This window comes from Pseudomonas oryzihabitans (assembly GCF_007665395.1).
GTDB classification, from domain to species: Bacteria; Pseudomonadota; Gammaproteobacteria; order Pseudomonadales; family Pseudomonadaceae; genus Chryseomonas; species Chryseomonas psychrotolerans_C.
Window position 1 is genome coordinate 533,762 of sequence record NZ_VDND01000002.1, and the last position, 19,397, is coordinate 553,158.

13 protein-coding genes and 2 tRNA genes are annotated in these 19,397 nt (G+C 67.4%); 9 read left to right on the forward strand and 6 right to left on the reverse strand.

The window, feature by feature from the left end; all coding sequences use genetic code 11:
- Positions 1-12: 12 nt before the first annotated feature.
- On the reverse strand, positions 13-933 hold the full coding sequence (rdgC, locus tag FSV73_RS06400) for a recombination-associated protein RdgC (protein ID WP_145005529.1): 921 nt from the start codon (positions 931-933) through the stop codon (positions 13-15).
- A 211-nt stretch (positions 934-1,144) separates the two neighbouring features.
- Between rdgC and FSV73_RS06405 the strand changes: the two genes are divergently transcribed.
- Both FSV73_RS06405 and FSV73_RS06410 read left to right on the forward strand, forming a co-directional pair.
- Positions 1,145-1,220: transfer RNA gene (locus FSV73_RS06405), tRNA-Val, on the forward strand.
- Positions 1,221-1,233: 13 nt separating this feature from the next.
- Positions 1,234-1,310, forward strand: a tRNA-Asp gene (locus tag FSV73_RS06410).
- Between the two features lie 404 nt (positions 1,311-1,714).
- Here FSV73_RS06410 and ydiJ read toward each other — a convergent pair.
- Positions 1,715-4,744: a D-2-hydroxyglutarate dehydrogenase YdiJ gene (gene ydiJ, locus FSV73_RS06415; protein WP_145006204.1), complete on the reverse strand. Its 3,030-nt coding sequence runs from the start codon at positions 4,742-4,744 to the stop codon at positions 1,715-1,717.
- Positions 4,745-4,894: 150 nt separating this feature from the next.
- Here ydiJ and FSV73_RS06420 point away from each other — a divergent pair, with 150 nt between their 5' ends.
- From FSV73_RS06420 to FSV73_RS06430, 3 genes are all read left to right on the forward strand, one after another.
- Positions 4,895-5,800: a LysR substrate-binding domain-containing protein gene (locus FSV73_RS06420; RefSeq protein WP_145005531.1), complete on the forward strand. Its 906-nt coding sequence runs from the start codon at positions 4,895-4,897 to the stop codon at positions 5,798-5,800.
- Positions 5,797-6,501 (forward strand): GntR family transcriptional regulator, encoded by a 705-nt coding sequence (locus FSV73_RS06425; protein WP_145005534.1) that lies wholly within the window; start codon positions 5,797-5,799, stop codon positions 6,499-6,501. Before FSV73_RS06420 ends, FSV73_RS06425 begins: the two co-directional genes overlap by 4 nt.
- A gap of 137 nt (positions 6,502-6,638) precedes the next feature.
- Positions 6,639-7,529 carry an EthD domain-containing protein gene (locus FSV73_RS06430; RefSeq protein ID WP_145005536.1) on the forward strand — a complete coding sequence of 297 codons (891 nt, stop codon included), beginning with the start codon at positions 6,639-6,641 and terminating at the stop codon, positions 7,527-7,529.
- Here FSV73_RS06430 and FSV73_RS06435 read toward each other — a convergent pair.
- Both FSV73_RS06435 and FSV73_RS06440 read right to left on the reverse strand, forming a co-directional pair.
- Positions 7,526-8,479 carry a PDR/VanB family oxidoreductase gene (locus tag FSV73_RS06435; protein ID WP_145005539.1) on the reverse strand — a complete coding sequence of 318 codons (954 nt, stop codon included), beginning with the start codon at positions 8,477-8,479 and terminating at the stop codon, positions 7,526-7,528. The genes FSV73_RS06430 and FSV73_RS06435 overlap by 4 nt on opposite strands.
- Before the next feature lie 10 nt (positions 8,480-8,489).
- Complete coding sequence (locus tag FSV73_RS06440; RefSeq protein ID WP_145005542.1) at positions 8,490-9,548, reverse strand: aromatic ring-hydroxylating oxygenase subunit alpha; 1,059 nt, start codon at positions 9,546-9,548, stop codon at positions 8,490-8,492.
- A 386-nt stretch (positions 9,549-9,934) separates the two neighbouring features.
- On the opposite strand from FSV73_RS06440, the gene FSV73_RS06445 reads away from it, so the two are divergent.
- The 4 genes from FSV73_RS06445 (at position 9,935) to FSV73_RS06460 (ending at position 15,652) form a co-directional block, all read left to right on the forward strand.
- Positions 9,935-11,260 carry an MFS transporter gene (locus tag FSV73_RS06445; RefSeq protein ID WP_145005545.1) on the forward strand — a complete coding sequence of 442 codons (1,326 nt, stop codon included), beginning with the start codon at positions 9,935-9,937 and terminating at the stop codon, positions 11,258-11,260.
- A 124-nt stretch (positions 11,261-11,384) separates the two neighbouring features.
- Entirely contained in the window at positions 11,385-12,215 is an 831-nt protein-coding gene (locus FSV73_RS06450; protein WP_145005548.1) for a p-hydroxycinnamoyl CoA hydratase/lyase, read from the forward strand.
- A 40-nt stretch (positions 12,216-12,255) separates the two neighbouring features.
- Positions 12,256-13,704: an aldehyde dehydrogenase gene (locus FSV73_RS06455; protein WP_145005551.1), complete on the forward strand. Its 1,449-nt coding sequence runs from the start codon at positions 12,256-12,258 to the stop codon at positions 13,702-13,704.
- A gap of 79 nt (positions 13,705-13,783) precedes the next feature.
- Positions 13,784-15,652, forward strand: a complete 1,869-nt coding sequence (locus tag FSV73_RS06460; RefSeq protein WP_145005554.1) for a feruloyl-CoA synthase — start codon at positions 13,784-13,786, stop codon at positions 15,650-15,652.
- Positions 15,653-16,539: 887 nt separating this feature from the next.
- Here the strand turns inward: FSV73_RS06460 and FSV73_RS06465 are convergent.
- Positions 16,540-17,280: an IclR family transcriptional regulator gene (locus FSV73_RS06465; protein ID WP_145005557.1), complete on the reverse strand. Its 741-nt coding sequence runs from the start codon at positions 17,278-17,280 to the stop codon at positions 16,540-16,542.
- Positions 17,281-17,529: 249 nt separating this feature from the next.
- Positions 17,530-19,176, reverse strand: coding sequence for an acetolactate synthase large subunit (locus FSV73_RS06470; RefSeq protein ID WP_145005560.1), 1,647 nt, complete (start codon positions 19,174-19,176; stop codon positions 17,530-17,532).
- Between the last annotated feature and the right edge of the window lie 221 nt (positions 19,177-19,397).

The following is a 19,397-nucleotide window of genomic DNA, read 5'->3' on the forward strand; positions in this document are numbered from 1 at the left end:
CCTTGGTAAGGCTTACAAGCCTTGCGGCAACTCTTCGCCGCCGAGGGCTTCGATGAGCTGCGGCAGGAATTCCGCCAGGGTCATCATCATCAGCACGAAGCTGGCGTCCTGCTGGCCGAGGGCGTCTTCGCCGCCGTCCTGCTCGGCCTGGTCCTGCAAGAGGTCCTCGAACTTGAGGCGCTTGATGGTGACCTTGTCGTCCAGCAGCAGGGCCAGCTTGTCCTGCCAGGCCAGCGCCAGCTTGGTGACCAGCTTGCCAGCGCCCAGGTGGTTCTGGATCTCTTCGCTGGTGAGGTCCTGGCCCTTGCAGCGCACCACGCCGCCGTCTTCACCGGCGTCACGCAGCTCGCACTCGTCGAGGATGAACAGGCCATGGGTGGCGTCACCGGCCTTGACCCAGTCGGTGAAGGTGGCCATGGGTGCCTGCTTCACGCCCAGCGGACGCACCGGCAGCGAACCCAGGGCGTCGCGCAGGGTGGAGAGCAGGTCCTCAGCGCGCTTGGCGCTGGAGGCGTCGACCAGGATCCAGCCCTGCTTGGGGTCGATGGCGGCATAGGTGGTCTGGCGACGGATGAAGGCGCGCGGCAGGAAGGCCTGGACGATCTCGTCCTTGATCTGCTCCTTCTCCTTCTTGTAGACCTTGCGCATCTGCTGGTTTTCGATCTCGTCGACCTTTTCCTGCACGGCTTCCTTGACCACGCTGCTGGGCAGGATGCGTTCTTCCTTGCGCGCGGCGATCAGGAAGAAGCCCTGGCTTTCATGCACCAGCGGCAGGTCCGGCCCCTTGCCGAAGGGCGCGACGAAACCATAGGTGGACAATTCCTGGCTGGCGCAGGGGCGGGCGGGCTTGGCGGCGAGGGCGGCTTCGAGGGCTTCGGTCTCGAAGGCGACTTCCTGGGTGAGACGGTAGACGAGCAGATTACGGAACCACATGGTGTCACTCCCAAAAACGAAGCGCGCATTATCCGCGCCGCCTGCCTCCGAGGCCAACCCCGGATCGCGGTGGTCGTCGGGAATGCGCGCTTTCTCAAGTTGCGCCGTGGGGCAACGCTAAGCCTTTGGAAGTGCTGGGAAAATTTTTTTCAAAAAGGGGTTGCCAGGTAGGGAACCCCTCCGTAGAATGCGCCCCACTTCGAGAGCAAACGGGTGATTAGCTCAGCTGGGAGAGCATCTGCCTTACAAGCAGAGGGTCGGCGGTTCGATCCCGTCATCACCCACCACTCGAGGTAATGCGCAGCGGTAGTTCAGTCGGTTAGAATACCGGCCTGTCACGCCGGGGGTCGCGGGTTCGAGTCCCGTCCGCTGCGCCATTCAAAGGCTGTCTGGTCCTGAACGCCAGCAGCCATCGAGAAGCGGCCCTAGTGGCCGCTTTTTCGTTTGGGCGCGATTTTTCTGGTCGGGCTTTCTCGGATTTTTCCTTCTCTATGTAGCCTGCTTGGATCGAGGGTTTTTGCCCGTTGGCCTGTTCGCATGCCTGTGGAAAACGCTGCGCGGTTTTCCACTCTGCGGCTGTTGGGCTTCGACGATGGAGCTGTCTCAGCCCAACCTACGAAGCGGTTACGCACCGTAGGTTGGGTTGAGCGCAGCGAAGCCCAACATTGCCCAGGGTTGAGCTTCGGCTGTTGGGCTTCGACGATGGGGCCGTCTCAACCCAACCTACGAAGTGGATAGGCACCGTAGGTTGGGTTGAGCGCAGCGAAGCCCAACAGGGATGTCAGCCCCGCACCGCCTCCAGCACCGCTTCCAGCGGATGGCGCAGGCGGCGGTCGTCGATGCGTTTGACCTGGCTGCGGCAGGAGTAGCCAGTGGCCAGGGCCTCGCCCTGTTCCACCGGGACCGCCACGGCGCGGGCCCAGGACTGGTCGTAGATCACCTTGGAAGTCGCGAGATTCCGCGCCTCGTGGCCGTAGGTGCCGGACATGCCGCAGCAGCCGGTGCTTTCCGGCTTGAGCCCCAGGCCCAGGCGCTCGAACACCTGCTGCCATTGGCCGACGCTGGCCGGGGCGTTGGTCTTCTCGGTGCAGTGGCCGAGCAGGCGATAGACCTTGTTGCCGACGACCTTCTGCTCTTTCGGCAATACCTGCAGCAGCCACTCCTGGGGCAGCAGCACCTCGGGCATCCGGGCGATGCCGGGGACCTTGGGGTACTCCTGGCGATAGACCAGGGTCATGGCCGGATCGAGGCCCACCAACTTGACGCCGAAGCCGGCCAGGCTGGCGAGCTGGGCCGCGTTGCGCCGTGCCGTGCGCTCGAAGGCGCCGAGGAAGCCCTGTACGTGTAGCGGCTTGCCGTTGGCGCGGTAGGGCGCGAGGAAGACGCGCTGGCCGAGTCGCGCCGCCAGTTCGAGGAAGGCGGCGGTGAGCGGCGTCTCGAAGTAGCGGGTGAAGGCGTCTTGGACCAGCAAGAGGGTGTTGGCGCGCTCTTCATCGCTCAGCGCCAGCAGTCGCTCGGGAGTGGCGATCTGCACCTGCCACTGGCGCATGACCGGTACCAGGTCAAAACGGCTGAGCAGCGGGCTGTCGACCATGCCGATGCGCTCGGCGAACAGGCGTTGGATGGGAGTGGCGCCCATGACCGCGTTGTAGAGACCGGGCGCCCGGGCGAACAGCGGCAGGCTGAATTCCAGGGAGCCGATCAGGTAGTCGCGGGCGGGCCGCAGGTAGCGGCGGTGATAGAGCTCGAGAAAGCGCGAGCGGAATTCCGGCACATTGACCTTGATCGGGCACTGGCCCGCGCAGGACTTGCACGCCAGGCAGCCGGCCATGGCGTCGTAGACCTCGTGGGAAAAATCCGCCTCGGCCGCGCGCCCATTGCGCCAGCGCTGGGGCAGGGCCTTGAGCCAGTTCAGCGCACCGCGCGGGGCGGGGGCCAGCACGTCGATGCCGGCCTGGCCCTGCAGGCGCAGCCATTCGCGGATCAGGGCGGCACGGCCCTTGGGCGAATGGATGCGCTGGCGGGTGGCCTTCCAGGACGGGCACATGGCGTCGTCGGGGTCATAGTTGTAGCAGGCGCCGTTGCCGTTGCAGTGCATGGCGGTGCCGTAGCTCTGCCAGACGCGTTCGTCGAGGGTGCGGTCCAGTTCGCCGCGGAGGGTCACGCCATCGACCTTGAGCAACTCGGCGCCACTGGCGAGCGGGGTGGCGATCTTGCCCGGATTGAGCTGGTTGTACGGATCGAAAGCGCCCTTGAGCGCCTGCAGGGCAGGGTAGAGGTCACCGAAGAAGGCCGGCGCGTATTCCGAGCGCACGCCCTTGCCGTGTTCGCCCCATAGCAGGCCGCCGTATTTCTGGGTCAGGGCGGCCACCTGGTCGGAGATCGGCCGCACCAGGGCCGCCTGGCGCGGGTCCTTGAGATCCAGCGCCGGACGCACGTGCAGCACCCCGGCGTCGACGTGGCCGAACATGCCGTATTGCAGGTTGTGACCGTCGAGCAGGGCGCGGAATTCGGCGATGAAGTCGGCCAGGCGCTCCGGCGGTACCGCGGTGTCCTCGACGAAGGGCTGCGGACGGATCTCGCCCTGGACGTTGCCCAACAAACCCACGGCGCGCTTGCGCATGGTGTAGACGCGGGTCACGGCGTTGCGGCCCACGGCCAGGGTGTGGCCCAGACGCTCGACGGTGGGGTCCTGGCGCAGGTGGTCGAGGAAGCCCTGGACGCGGGCATCCACGGCTTCGGGATCGTCACCGCTGAATTCCACCAGGTTGATGCCCAGGGTGGGGCGCTCGATATCCTCGGGGAAGTATTCCGCCACGCTGTGCCAGACGATGTCCTGCATGGCCAGCAAGAGCACCTTGGAATCCACCGTCTCGATGGACAGCGGCTGCAACTCGATCAGGGCGCGGGCATCGCGCAGGGCGTCCATGAAGCTGGCGTAGCGGACGTTGACCAATACCGAATACTTGGGAATCGGCAGGACGTTGAGCCTGGCCTCGGCGATGAAGGCCAGGGAGCCCTCGGCGCCGCAGAGCACGCTGTTGAGATTGAAGCGGCCGTCCGCCTCGACCAGGTGCGCCAGGTCATAGCCGGTGAGGCAGCGATTGAGCTTGGGAAAGCGCGCCTCGATCAGTTCGGCCTGCTGCTCGGCGATGTCTCGCGCGCAGCGGTAGACCGCGCCGGTGCGATCCTGGCGGGCGCAGAGGGCGTCCAGTTCGGCGGCGTCCACCGGGCGGCTCTGCAGGCGTTCGCCGCCGATCAGGTAGGCGTCCAGTTCCAGCACATGGTCGCGGGTCTTGCCGTAGGTCACGCTGCCCTGGCCGCTGGCGTCGGTGTTGATCATGCCGCCGATGGTGGCGCGGTTGGAGGTGGACAGCTCCGGGGCGAAGAACAGGCCGTGGCGCCGGAGCGCGGCGTTGAGCTGATCCTTGACCACGCCTGCTTGTACCCGTACCCAGCCCTCCGCGACGTTGATCTCGAGGATCCGGTTCAGGTGACGGGAGAGGTCGACCACGATGCCGTCGGTGAGGGACTGGCCATTGGTGCCGGTGCCGCCGCCGCGCGGGGTCAGCACCACGCCTTGGAAGCGCGACTCGCCCATCAACTGGGCCAGGTGCTGGACGTCGGCGCTGTCCTTGGGGAAGACCGCCGCCTGGGGCAGGCGCTGGTAGATGGAGTTGTCGGTGGCCATCACCGTGCGGCTGGCGTAATCCGGCGCGATCTCGCCCTGGAAGCCGCTGGCGGCGAGGGCGGTGAGGAAATCGGTGTAGGCGGCGGCGAGGGGCGCCGGGGCCGGCAGGCGGGCGATCATGTTCATCAGGCGGGCTCTTTGGCAGCGGACGGCCTCTCCTTCGGTGAGTGAAGGAATGGCGTCGACCTTTTCTGGCTATAGTAGGCATTCTCACCACAGCGGGGCGGGGCCACAACCGAAGATTCCGCCGCCTATGCCGGAAGATCCTGAATGAATCACCGTCGGCTGACGCCGTCCATGTCGCTGCTGCTGGCCTTCGAGGCGGCGGCGCGCCACGAGAGCTACACCCGGGCGGCCGAGGAGTTGTCGCTGACCCAGAGCGCCGTGGGCCGCCAGGTGCAGGCGCTCGAACAGTTGCTCGGGCTGACGCTGTTCCGCCGCGAGGGCCGGCAGATCGTGCTCACCGACGTGGGGCGGGCCTACAGCCGCGAACTGGGCCTGGCCCTGGGGCAGATCCGCAGCGCCACCCTGCAGGCGATGGCCTTCGCCTCCGGCCAGGGCACCCTGCGCCTGGCGGTATTGCCGACCTTTGGCTCCAAGTGGCTGCTGCCACGCCTGGGTAACTTCTATACCGCCCATCCCGGCATGCTGGTGCACCTGCATTCGCGCATCCAGGCGGTGGACTTCGCCGCCAGCGAGATCGACGCCGCCATCAGCGTCGGCAGTGGTGACTGGCCGGGGCTCCGTGCCCATCCGGTGCAGGCCGAGCAATTGGTGGTCATTGCCAGCCCGGCCACGCTGGCCGACTTGCCGGACGCGACCCCGGCGACCCTGGCCGGCCAGCTGCTGCTCGGCGTGGCCAACAATCCCCAGGCCTGGGGCGAGTGGTTCCGGCATCACGAGCTGCCACACCGGGCCATGCGCCCGGGACCGAGTTTCGAGCTGACCTCGCACCTGATCCAGGCGGTGCGCGCCGGCATCGGCATCGGCCTGGTGCCGCGGGTGCTGGTGGAGGACGAATTGGCGCAGGGCGATCTCCTGGCTTGCGGTACGCCCCTGGTCAGTCGCCGCAGCTATTACCTGGTCTATCCACCGCGCAACGAGGGGCTGCCGTCGTTGCAGGCCTTTCGCCAGTGGCTGCTGGCCGAGATCAACGAAGGAGAGGCACAGCCATGAGCAAGCCGGGACAGCGGGTATTGGCGGCGCTGCGGCAGATGATCCTGTCCGGCGAACTGGCGGCGGGCGAGCGGCTGGCGGAGATCCCCACCGCCGAGCGCTTCGCCGTGTCGCGGATGCCGGTGCGCCTGGCCTTGCGCACCCTCGCCGAGGAAGGGCTGCTGGAGCGCAGTGGCGCCCGGGGCTACCAGGTGCGCGCCCTGACCGGGGCGGACCTGGAAGGGGCGGTGGAGGTGCGCGGCGTGCTGGAAGGCCTGGCCGCGCGCCAGGCGGCCGAGCATGGCCTGGACGCCGACACCCGCGCCCTGCTGGAAGACTGTCTGCGCCGTGGCGATCGGCTGTTCGCCAAGGGGTACGTGGTCCTGGAGGATCTGGAGGAGTACCACGATCTCAATCGCGGCTTCCACCAGGCCATCGTCGCGGCCAGTGGCAATCCGGCCATCGCCGTGGCCCTGGGGCGTCACGAGCATCTGCCCTTCGCCTCGGTGAGCGCCCTGGCGGTGGACGCCCAGGATCTGGAGCGGGAGTACCGCCGCTTCAACTTCGCCCATCTGCAGCACCATGCGGTCTTCGACGCCCTGGTGCGCGGCCAGGGCGCCCGCGCCGAGGGCATCATGCGCGAGCACGCCCAGGCGACCCTGGGGTATGCCCGGCTGTTCGCCGGTGACGGACTGGCCCGCTCGCTTCAGGTTCTGACCTAGGGGGCTCGGCCGCGGCGTGCGCCAGCCTGCCAGGTGCTCGAGGCCGGCTGGGTCCTTTCGCCAGCCTTCGGCGACTGGCGGCGCAGTCGCCGCCGGTTCGCCGCGGTCGAATCCCGGTCCAGTCCCAGGAGTCGAGCGTGATCACCATCAACAGCTACACCACCGTGAAGCGTCGAGCGCGGGTACCCCAGGACGTCTTCGCCCACTACTGGCGTGATGTCCACGGTCCGCTCTGTGCCCGTTTGCCCGGGCTCGGGCACTATGTGCAGTACCACTTCGACCGCAACCAGGATGCGCACCTCTGGCCACTGCTCGAGGGTATCGACGAGATCCCCGACTACGAGCTGGACGGCATGGTGGAAATCGGTTTCGCCTCGGCCGCCGACCAGCAGCGCTTCCAGGACGCCAGCCCCTTGCTGTTCGTCGACGAGCAGAACATGTTCGCCGAGACCCTGGCCTACGATCTGCCGGAAGGCTCGCGAGCCTTGCTCAACCGACTCTACGATGCCCGCTACAACGGACCGGATCACCTGGATCGGCTGCAGATCCACCTGGCGCCGCGTGGCGACCTAGCGGACCTCAACCGCTACCTGCTGGAGGATTTCGGCCCCTGGCTCGCCCGCCAGGAGCCGGTGCTCAAGGTGCGGCTGCACCCCTGCGCGCCCTTCGAAAACGACGGCCAGCATCCCCCTTCGCCGGGCGTTGCGCACCGGGCTACGGCGGCGCGCGAGCGGTTGGCGATGCTGGAGATCGCCTTCGCCTCGCCACTGGCCCGTCGGCGCTTCCTCGACAGCGCGGCCTTCCAGGCCACCGAAGCGGCGCAGGTGCGCCATATCGCCCAGCTCAAGGCCTTCGCCGTCAGCGGGGTCTACACCTATGTCCATGAAGGCGAGTTGACCACGGCGGCGCTGCGCGGCAGCCGGGCGGCCGAGTTGATCGACTACCTGGGCGCCGCCAACCAGCTGCAGCCGCGGGTGGCGGCGCTGCTGTTCAGCGGCGAGCTGGACCAGCCCGCCCAGCAGCCCTAGAGATCCAGCACCAGCCGCTCGCCCTTGGCGCGGGAGCAGCACGGGGTGAAGCGGTCGTTGGCGGCGTGCTCGGCCTCCGAGAGAAAGAGGTCGCGGTGCTCAGGTTCGCCGGCCAGCACCGGGGTCAGGCAGGTGCCGCACAGGCCCTGGCCACAGGAGACCGGCAGGACTATACCGAGATCTCCCAGCACCTCGACTACGCTGCGTTCGGCCGGCACCTGCACACGGCGCCCGCTGCGCGCCAGTTCCACCTCGAAGGGTCGTTGCTCGCCCTGGGCAGCGGGATCGGCAGCGAAGAATTCGCGATGGATCTGCCCGGGCTGCCAGCCCTGGGCCTGGGCGGCGTCTACCACCGTGGCCATGAAGCCGGCCGGTCCGCAGACATAAAGGTGGTCGTCCGGCGCCGCCGGACCGAGCAGGTGCTGGAAATTCGGCCGCAGCGCCGGATCCTGCTGGTCGAAATGCACCTTGACCTGCTCGGCATAGGGGCGCGCCTTCAGCCAGGGGATGAAGGCCGCATGATCGCGATCCCGCACCAGGTAGCGCAGGCTGAAGCGGGCACCCTGTTGGTAGAGCTGTTCGGCCATGGCCAGGAGCGGGGTAATGCCGATGCCCCCGGCGAGCAGCTGGGTGCGGCGCGCGCCTGGATTCAGGGCGAAGAGATTGCGTGGCTCGCTCACCTGCAGGCGGTCACCCACCTGCAGCCGATGCATGGCCTGGGAGCCGCCGCGGGAAGCGGGCACCAGCAACACGGCGATGCGATAGCGCGTGGGAGCGGGTTCGGGCGTGGCGCAGAGCGAATAGTGACGTACCAGGCCGTCGCCCAGGGTGATCTCCAGGTGGGCACCGGCGGCGAAGCCGGGCAGGGGGCCGCCGTCGGCGCGGGCCAGGTCGAAGGCCAGGATGCTGGGCGCCTCGCGTTGCACGGCGGTCACGATCAGATCGAGCATGAGGGGTCTCCTAGGCGATCTGCCGGACCGGGATGCCGGTGGCGGCCTGTTCGGCGGCCAGCAGGCGGTCGATGATCTGCCGCGACTGGACGCCACCGGCATCGATGTTGAGCTTGAGCAGGCCGCGCTCGGGATAGCGCAGCAGATTCCGTTGCTGGCGTTCGAGCATCTCCAGGTCTTCGCTGAAGATCTTGCCCTGGCCCTCGCGGATGCTGGCGGTGAGCTCGGCATCGTCCGGCTTGAAGTTGCGCGCCATGCCCCAGAAGTACCAGATGGAGATCTCGGTCTCGGGGGTGATGAAGTCCACCACCACGCTGGCGGCCTTGACCGCCGCCGGGGCGTCATAACCGCCATGGCCGGCATGGGCCACGCCCACCTCGATCATCACGTGGCTCGGTGGGGTGAAGCGGCAGATCTGCCAGCGATCCACCGGGACGTCGTCGGCCAGGCCATTGCCGCGCAGGGCCATGCGCCAGAAGGGCGGGGCGGGGATGTTCTCCATGTGCCGGCTGGTGATGACCTCGTCACCCTCGACGCGGGTGGCGGGCGGCGCCTCGTCGATCTCCTTCTGGCCGATGCTGGAGGCGTGGACATAGGTCTCGTGGGTCAGGTCCATGAGGTTGTCGATCATCAGCCGGTAGTCGCACTGGATGTGGTACAGGCCACCGCCATAGGCCCAGTCGGGACTCTCGGCCCATTCCAGGTGCGGGATCAGCGCCGGATCGGCCTTGGCCTGGTCGCCCGGCCAGACCCAGATGAAACCATGCCGCTCCACGGCGGCATAGGGGCGCACCGCGGGAAAGACGCCGACCCGCTGGCCCGGCATGCCCAGGGTCTTGCCGCCGCAACCCATTTCCAGGCCGTGGTAGCCGCAGACCAGGGTGCCCTCGCGCAGGAACCCCAAGGACAGCGGCGCGCCGCGGTGCGGGCAGAAGTCTTCCAGGGCCACCACCTGGCGGTTGGCGTCTCGGTAGAACACCAGCGGCTCGCCGCAGATCTGCCGGCCCAGGGGTTTGTCGGTGAGTTCGTCGGGGGTGCAGGCGACGTACCAGGCATTCTTCGGGTACATGGAGCGACCTCTTGTTGTTGTCTATTGGATCCAATGATTGGGCGAGTGCCCCTGAGTGTCAATGCGTTCGGGTCGGTGGGGAAGACGATTGCCGCTCGATAATCGCCCAGTGTTTAGGCGGGTATGGGAGGCCTATAGGTAGGTTTAGCGCTTGATTTTCCTGAGCATTGATTCCGTCGTGATCCACGGCGTATCCGGCTCGCAGGCCTCCCTGAGATCTGTTCATCTTGTTAATTGGATCCATTTTTGCCAGCCTGATCGAGCGGTTACCTCAACAACAAGAACTCAAGGATGCTCGCCATGTCAGGACCTGTCCCTTCCGTATCGTCTAGCGCTTCACCGGTCTCGCTCCGGATCTCCCCCCGTTCTGCAGCGCGAGGTGGGCTATGAGCGACCTGCGCGACATCGTCGACCGCGGCCCCATGCGGCCTTTCCAGTACCTGGCGGTGCTGGTCTGCATTCTGCTCAACATGATCGATGGCTTCGATGTACTGGTGATGGCCTTCACTGCCGCCTCGGTGTCCCGCGAGTGGGGGCTATCCGGGTCGCAGGTGGGCATGTTGCTCAGTGCCGGGCTGGTGGGCATGGCGGCCGGTTCGCTGCTGCTCGCGCCCCTGGCCGATCGCTGGGGCCGGCGCCGCCTGATCCTGGTCTGCCTGCTGCTGTCCGGCGTCGGCATGCTGCTGTCGGCACTCGCCGGCTCACCCCAGCAACTGGCATCGTTGCGGGGTCTGACCGGTCTGGGCGTGGGCGGGGTCCTGGCGAGCAGCAATGTGATCGCCAGCGAGTATTCGGCCCGTCGCTGGCGGGGCCTGGCGGTCAGCCTGCAGGGCATGGGCTACGCCCTGGGCGCTACCCTGGGTGGCTTGCTGGCGGTCTGGCTGCTGGCGCTCTGGGGCTGGCGCGCGGTGTTCTGCGCCGGCGGTCTCATCACCCTCGGCGCCATCCCCCTGGTGCTGCTCGGCTTGCCGGAGTCCCTGGATTTCCTGCTCAGCCGGCGACCGAGTGGCGCCCTGGCGCGGGTCAATCGCCTGGCCAGGCGGCTGGGGCAACCGCCCCTGGCGGCGCTGCCTCCGGTCGCCGTGACGCGGGCGGCGGGCGGAACCGTCGGGCGCCTGCTGGCGCCCGCCCTGCGGCGGACCACCCTGCTGGTGTGGACGCTGTTCTTCCTAGCCATGTTCGGCTTCTACTTCATCATGAGCTGGACGCCCAAGCTGCTGACCACCCTCGGGCTTTCCGAGCAACAGGGGGTGGCGGGGGGTGTCCTGCTGAGCGTGGGCGGTATCTTCGGCGCCGCCCTGGTCGGCCTGCTGTTCGCGCGCCTGCCGTTGTCCCGGGCGCTGGGTGGTTTCATGCTGACGACCGCGCTGCTGCTGGTGGCCTTCGCCCACATGGACAGCTCCTACCTGGGTGCCCTGGCCATGGGCCTGCTGATCGGCCTCTTCGCCAATGGCTGCATCGCCGGGCTCTATGCACTGCCGGCGCTGGCCTACAGTGCCGAGGTGCGGGCCACCGGGGTGGGCTGGGGCATCGGCATCGGTCGCCTCGGTGCCATCCTCTCGCCGCTGGTGGCGGGTCTGTTGCTCGATGGCGGCTGGCCGCCGCTGCGGCTCTATCTGGTCTTCGCGCTGGTGTTCGTCGCGGCGGGCCTGCTCCTGCTGCTGTCCCGGCCGGAAGGGCGTACCGCGAGTGCGGGCTTGAGCGCGTCGTAGGGGTGAGACCTCCGGCGGTACCGTCTTCATGGCGTCATCGTATGGCAAAAAATAGTTAATTGACTTAACTAAATCCCTGGCGTAGCTTCTTGTCCATACCCACAAACAACAAGAGGCATACGCCATGGGCAGCTACGACGGACGCTGGCAAACGGTCAAGGTGGATATCGAGGACGGTATCGCCTGGGTGACGCTCAACCGCCCCGAGAAACGCAATGCCATGAGTCCCACCCTCAACCGCGAGATGGTCGAGGTGCTGGAGACGCTGGAACAGGACGCCAGCGCTGGCGTGCTGGTGCTGACCGGCGCCGGCGACGCCTGGACCGCCGGCATGGACCTCAAGGAGTACTTCCGCGAGACCGATGCCGGCCCGGAGATCCTGCAGGAGAAGATCCGCCGCGAGGCTTCCCAGTGGCAGTGGAAGCTCCTGCGCATGTACGCCAAGCCGACCATCGCCATGGTCAACGGCTGGTGCTTCGGCGGGGGTTTCAGCCCGCTGGTGGCCTGCGACCTGGCGATCACCGCCGACGAGGCCACCTTCGGCCTGTCCGAGATCAACTGGGGCATCCCGCCGGGCAACCTGGTGAGCAAGGCGCTGGCCGATACCGTCGGCCACCGCACCGCCCTCTACTATGTGATGACCGGCAAGACCTTCACCGGCCCCGAGGCGGCGGCCATGGGGCTGGTCAACCAGAGCGTACCGCGTGCCCAGTTGCGCGAGGTGACCACCGCCCTGGCCCAGGAGCTGCTGCAGAAGAATCCGGTGGTGCTGCGCGCCGCCAAGGTCGGCTTCAAGCGCTGCCGCGAGCTGACCTGGGAGCAGAACGAGGACTACCTCTACGCCAAGCTCGACCAGTCCCGCCTGCAGGATCCGGAAGGCGGCCGCGAGCAGGGCATGAAGCAATTCCTCGACGACAAGAGCATCAAACCCGGTCTGCAAACCTACAAACGCTGAACCGCCAGTACCCAGAACGACAACAACAAGAGGTAGCGTCATGGTCGAGGTATCCCTGCTCATCGGCGGCGCCAGCCGCCCGGCCGGCGACGGTCGTAGCTATCAGCGTCGCCATCCGGTGACTGGCGCGGTGGTCTCCACGGTGGCCGCCGCCACCCTGGAGGATGCCGACGCCGCCGTGGCCGCCGCCCAGGCCGCCTATCCCGCCTGGGCGGCGTTGCCACCGGGCGAGCGCCGGCGCCGGCTGCTGGCGGCGGCCGATGGCCTGGCCGCACGCAGTGGCGAATTCGTCGCCCTGGCCGGGGAGACCGGGGCCATGGCCAACTGGTATGGCTTCAACGTGCACCTGGCCGCCAACATGCTGCGCGAGGCGGCGGCCATGACTACCCAGATCCAGGGCGAGGTCATACCGTCCGACGTCCCCGGCAGCTTCGCCATGGCGCTGCGCCAACCCTGCGGCGTGGTGCTTGGCATCGCCCCCTGGAACGCCCCGGTGATCCTCGGTACCCGCGCCCTGGCCATGCCCCTGGCCTGTGGCAACACCGTGGTGCTCAAGGCATCCGAACAGAGTCCTGGCGTGCACCGGCTGATCGGCCAGGTGCTGCAGGACGCCGGCCTGGGCGACGGCGTGGTCAACGTCGTCACCAACGCCCCGGAGGATGCCCCGGCCATCGTCGAACGGCTGATCGCCAACCCGGCGGTGCGGCGGGTCAACTTCACCGGTTCCACCCGGGTCGGCCGTATCGTCGGCGAGTTGTCCGCCCGCCACCTGAAACCGGCTGTGTTGGAGCTGGGTGGCAAGGCGCCGCTGCTGGTGCTGGAGGATGCCGACCTGGACGCCGCAGTTGCCGCGGCGGCCTTCGGTGCCTACTTCAACCAGGGGCAGATCTGCATGTCCACCGAACGCCTGCTGGTGGACAGCCGTATCGCCGACGCCTTCGTCGAGCGCCTGGCGGCCAAGGTGCGCACCCTCAAGGCCGGTGATCCCGGCGCGCCCGATTCGGTCCTGGGCTCGCTGATCGATGCCAGTGCCGGGACCCGCATCAAGGCGCTGATCGACGATGCCGTGAGCAAGGGCGCCCGGCTGGTCTGCGGCGGCGAGCTCGACGGCAGCATCCTCCAGCCGACCCTGCTGGATGGCGTCACCGCCGCGATGCAGCTCTATGCCGAGGAGTCCTTCGGCCCGGTGGCGGTGGTGATCCGCGCCGAGGGCGACGAGGCCCTGCTACGCCTGGCCAACGATTCCGAATTCGGCCTCTCGTCGGCCATCTTCAGCCGTGACACCGCCCGCGCCCTGGCCCTGGCCCAGCGGGTGGAGAGCGGCATCTGCCACATCAACGGCCCCACGGTGCACGACGAGGCACAGATGCCCTTCGGCGGCGTCAAGTCGAGCGGCTACGGTAGCTTCGGCTCGCGCGCCTCCATCGACCATTTCACCCAGTTGCGCTGGGTGACGCTGCAGACGGGGCCACGCCACTACCCGATCTGATCCGCGTCCGCCGTCCCTAGCTCCTGTTGCAACAACAATAAGAGGCGCCTCCGGGCGCCAGCCCAGAGGAGAATTCAAGGTGAGTCACGTCACGCAAACCCGCGCGCCCGCCGATCAGCCGCTGCGCTATCGCCCGGTGACCCTGGGCCACCCTGGGGTCACGGTGGAAGAGCGCGGGGGACTGCTCTACATGGCCTCCCAGGAAGCCCTGATCCCACCACCGCCGCGGCTGCTGGAGCGGCTGCGGCACTGGGCCGAGGTGGCGCCGGAGCGTACCTTCTTCGCCGCGCGCGAGGCCGGTGGTGCCTGGCGCGAATTCTCCTATGCGGAGATGCTGCAGCGGGTGCGCCAGTTGGCCGCCGCGCTGCTGGAATTCGGCCTGTCGGCCGAGCGGCCGCTGGCGATCCTCTCGGGCAACGATCCCGAACACCTGCAATTGGCCCTGGCGGCGCTCTATGCCGGCATTCCCTTCTGTCCGGTGTCGCCCGGCTATTCGCTGCTGTCCCAGGATCATGCCAAGTTGCGCCACGTCTGCGGGCTCTTGCAGCCGGGCCTGGTGTTCGTCAGCGACGGCCCGGCCTTCCAGAAGGCGCTGGACGCCGTGCTGCCCTCCGAGGTACCGGTGGTGGCCACCCGCGGTCAAGTGGCAGGGCGGCGCACCCTGGCCTTCGCGACGCTGCTCGCTCGCGGCGAGGTGGCTGCGGCCGAGCGCGCCTTCGCCGCCACCGGCCCGGACAGTATCGCCAAGTTTCTCTTCACCTCCGGCTCCACCAAGTTGCCCAAGGCGGTGACCACCACCCAGCGCATGCTCTGCGCCAACCAGCAGATGCTCCTGCAGACCTTCCCGGTGTTCGGCGAGGAACCACCGGTGCTGGTGGACTGGCTGCCCTGGAACCATACCTTCGGCGGCAGCCATAACCTGGGCATCGTGCTCTACAACGGCGGTAGCTTCTACCTCGACGAAGGCAAGCCGACGCCCCAGGGTTTCGGCGAAACCCTGCGCAATCTGCGCGAGGTGTCGCCCACCGCCTACCTCACGGTGCCGCGCGGCTGGGAAGAGCTGGCCAATGCCCTGGAGCGCGACGCCGAGCTGCGCGAGCGCTTCTTCGCCCGCATGCGACTGTTCTTCTTTGCCGCGGCCGGCCTTTCGCAAAGCGTCTGGGATCGCCTGGATTGCATTGCCGAGGCCCATTGCGGCGAACGTATCCGCATGATGGCTGGCCTGGGCATGACCGAGGCCTCGCCCAGCTGCACCTTCACCACCGGTCCGCTGTCGGTGGCCGGCTACGTCGGGGCGCCGGCGCCGGGGTGTGAACTCAAGCTGGTGCCGGTGGACGGCAAGCTGGAAGGGCGCTTCCGCGGTCCGCACATCATGCCCGGCTACTGGCGCGATGCCGCCCAGACCACCGCCTGCTTCGACGAGGAAGGCTTCTACTGCTCGGGCGATGCGCTCAAGCTGGTCGATCCGGCCAATCCGCAACTGGGCCTGATGTTCGACGGCCGCATCGCCGAGGACTTCAAGCTGTCGTCCGGGGTGTTCGTCAGCGTCGGTCCGCTGCGCAATCGCGCGGTACTGGAGGGTACGCCGCTGGTGCAGGACGTGGTGGTGGCGGCGCCGGATCGCGAGTGCCTGGGCTTGCTGGTGTTTCCGCGCCTGGCGGACTGCCGGCAACTGGCGGGGCTGGGCGAGGCCGCTGATGCGGCGACGGTATTGGCCAGTGCGCCGGTGCAGCGCTGGTTCGCCGACTGGCTCAGGCGCCTCAACAAGGAGGCGTCGGGCAACGCCAGCCGCCTGGAATGGATCGCCCTGCAGGAAGAGCCGCCATCCGCCGACCGCGGCGAGATCACCGACAAGGGCTCGCTCAACCAGCGTAGCGTCCTGACCCACCGCGCCGAGCGGGTGTCGGCCTGTTATGGCGGTACCGCGCCTCTGCTGATCCGGGCGTGATGTTAGGTGCCGGGTCTCCCTCACCCCGGCCCTCTCCCGGAGGGAGAGGGGGCGCTCGAGGGTGCTCCGGGTGGTGGACTCGGCTTTGGTAGGTTGGGCCGAGCATAGCGAAGCCCAACGAGAAGCGCGGTGGCCAAAGGATTTCCCTCACCCCAGCCCTCTCCCGGAGGGAGAGGGGGCTCAAGGGCGGGCTCTGGGCAGTGGGCTCGGCTTTGGTAGGTTGGGCTGAGCATAGCGAAGCCCAACGAGAAGCGCGGTGGCCGAAGGACTTCCCTCACCTGGCCCTCTCCCAGAGGGAGAGGGAGCGCTTCAGGATGCTCTGGGCAATGGGCTCGGCTTTGGTAGGTTGGGCTGAGCACAGCGAAGCCCAACGAGAAGCGCGGTGGTCGAAGGGCTTCCCCTCACCCCGGCCCTCTCCCGAAGGGAGAGGGGGCGCTCGAGGGGGCTCTGGGCAGGGGGCTTGGCATTGGTAGGTTGGGCTGAGCATAGCGAAGCCCAACGAGAAGCGTTGTGGCCGAAGGGCTTCCCTCACCCCGGCCTTCTCCCGGAGGGAGAGGGGGCGCCCAGGGCGGGCTCTGGGCGAGGGACTCGGTTTTGGTAGGTTGGGCTGAGCATAGCGAAGCCCAACGAGAAGCGCGGTGGCCGCAGGATTTCCCTCACCCTGGCCCTCTCCCGGAGGGAGAGGAGGCGCTTAGGGCGGGCAATGGGCTTGGCTTTGGTAGGTTGGGCTGAGCACAGCGAAGCCCAACGAACGCGAGCCGCGGCGGCCAAGGTTCCCACTCTGCCTTTCCACCCGGTGCCCAAGCGGTTTCGGGCTGAACCCTACTCAAACCTAGCGTCAGCCCCGACGGTTGCTCGGGTCCGCCAAGGCTGGACCTGGCCCAAGATCAACCGTCTTTGTTCTTGCGCGGCTTGGGCTTCGCCTGACCCGTGCCGTAGATGGGCTTGCCGCCCAGGCTGCGGGTCAGTTCGTCCGCCGACTCGCGCAGGACGTCGTACAGGGTCTGGGCGCGTTCCAGGCTGAGGCGATTGGCCGGTCCGGAGATCACGATGGCGCCCAGCAGCTCTTCCTGGGCGTCGTAGATGGGCAGGGCCACGGAAGAGGCGTGCGGGTCGGTGGCACCGCAGGAATAGAAAGGGATGATCCCCGCCTTGGCCACGGTATAGGGCGTCTGCAGGGCCAGGGCACCGGCGGCCTGGTCCATGGGCCGCATGTCGCCGGGCTGCAGGTGCAGGCGCAGGCGATGGGGGGAATTCACCCGGTACTGGCAGAGACGATAGGCACCGTGCTTGACATAGAAGGAAGCGGTTTCGCCACTCTGCTCGGTGAGCTGGTGCAGCCGCGGCATGATGTGGCGCCCGACGTCGTGGGAATCCTGGTAGACGGCATTAAGGCGCACGACCTCGCTGGCCAGGATGTAGTTGCCGTCGGCGAGCCGGGTCACCAGGCCGTATTTTTCCAGCGATACCACCAGGCGCATGATGGTGCTCTTGATCAGGCCGGTGCGATTGGCCAGTTCGGCGAGGCTCAGCGCGGCATCGCCGATGCGAAAGGCGGTGAGAACGGTCAAGACGCGATCAGCAGAGGCAACGCCGGAAACGCCTGGGCGAGGACGGGTGGTGTTCAAGCTCGTGTTCCTAAAGGGCAGCTATCGCCCCATTATCCGTGAGCGCCCGGCGTGCGCCTAGTGAATAGCTCCCGCCGGTCAGGCATCCGGGCGGCGCCGGTGGGCCTTTATTAGGTCCGGGTATTTCCGCGGCCTGGTAGCGGCGCACTGCTCAAGCTTTCGCGCGACGGTGCCGGGCGAGGGGCCTGCCGGGCATCGAAGACCGCCCTGGCCTTGCGACCAGGGCGTCCGCGAATTGCCAACGGCTACCTAGATCGCCGCGCTGCGCTCCTTGATCTCCTGGTGCAGGATGCGGTCGTTCTCGGAGTAGTCCACCGGGCAGTCGATGACGTGCACGCCAGGGGTGTCCAGGCAGTGCTGCACCAGCGGGGCGAAGGCCGCCGCGCTCTCCACGCGATGGCCGAAGGCGCCGTAGCTTTCGGCGTAGCGGACGAAGTCCGGGTTGCCGTAGTCCAGGCCGAAGTCCTCGAAACCCATCTGCGCCTGCTTCCAGCGGATCATGCCGTAGCCGTCGTCGCGCAGGATGATGACCACCAGGTTCATCTTCAGGCGCACCGCGGTTTCCAGCTCCTGGCTGTTCATCATGAAGCCGCCGTCGCCGCACACCGCCACGATGGGGGTGTTGGGGTGGACCAGGCGCGCGGCCATGGCCGAAGGCAGGCCGGCGCCCATGGTGGCCAGGGCGTTGTCCAGCAGCACCGTGTTGGGCATGTAGGCCTTGTAGTTACGGGCGAACCAGATCTTGTAGATGCCGTTGTCCAGGGCGACGATGCCGTCGGAGGGCAGTACCTGGCGCAGATCGGCCACCAGGCGCTGCGGGTAGACCGGGAAGCGGTCGTCGGTGGCGCCTTCGGCGACGTGGGCCTCGTTGGCCTCGCGGATGTTCAGCAGGCGGTCGAAGTCCCAGGTCGGCTGGACCTCGATGCGCTCCTTGATCTCCCAGATGGCGTTGGCGATGTCGCCGATCACTTCCACCTGGGGGAAGTACACCGGATCGACTTCGGCGGAGCGGAAGTTGATGTGGATGACCTCGGTACCGCCGCGGGTCATGAAGAACGGCGGCTTCTCGATGACGTCGTGGCCGATGTTGACGATGAGGTCGGCCGACTCCAGGGCGCGGTGGACGAAGTCACCGGCGGAGAGGGCGGCGTTGCCCAGGAAGCGCGGATGGCGCTCGTCGACCACGCCCTTGCCCAGCTGGGTGGTGACGAAGGGGATGCCGGTCTTCTCGATCAGCTGGCGCAGCACCCGGGCGGTCATCTTGCGGTTGGTGCCGGCGCCCAGCACCAGCACCGGACTGCGGGCGTTCTCCAGCTTGGAGACGGCGGCGGCGATGGCCTTGGCCTCGGCCACCGGGCGGCGAATCAGACTCGGCGGCACCGGCAGGCTCTCGGTGTGCTCGTCGGCGATGTCTTCCGGCAATTCCAGGTGCACGGAGCCGGGCTTTTCTTCCTCGGCGAGGCGGAAGGCCTCGCGGATGCGCGACGGGATGTTGTCGGCGGAGGCGAACTGGTGGGTGTACTTGGTGAGGGGCGCCATCATGCGGCACACGTCGAGGATCTGGAACCGGCCCTGCTTGGATTTCTTGATCGGCTTCTGGCCGGTCAGCATCAGCATGGGCATGCCGCCGAGGTAGGCGTAGGCGCCGGCGGTGACCAGGTTGGTGGCACCGGGGCCGAGGGTGGAGAGGCAGACGCCGGTCTTGCCGGTGAAGCGGCCGTAGGTAGCGGCCATGAAGCCGGCGGACTGCTCGTGGCGAGTCAGGATCAGCTTGATCTGCGAGGAGCGGCGCAGGGATTCGAGCAGGTCCAGGTTCTCTTCGCCGGGGATGCCGAAGATGTATTCCACACCCTCGTTTTCCAGGCAGCGAACGACCAGGTCGGAGGCCTTCATCATGAGTCTTGTATTCCTTGTTGAGATGGGGAAGGGCGTTCCAGGCTGCTAGTTGAGCCAAGGCGCTCATGATCATCCTTTTAAAAAGAAATGTCATTTCAAAATGGCGATTTCGGCCTGCGAGGGGCTCTCGGATGGGTCGAGCCCAGCCCTATGGAGGCGCGCCTGTGACTTTTTTGGTTACGAATTTCCCTGGTGGAGGCGTCTTCCCGACCTCGTTTGTG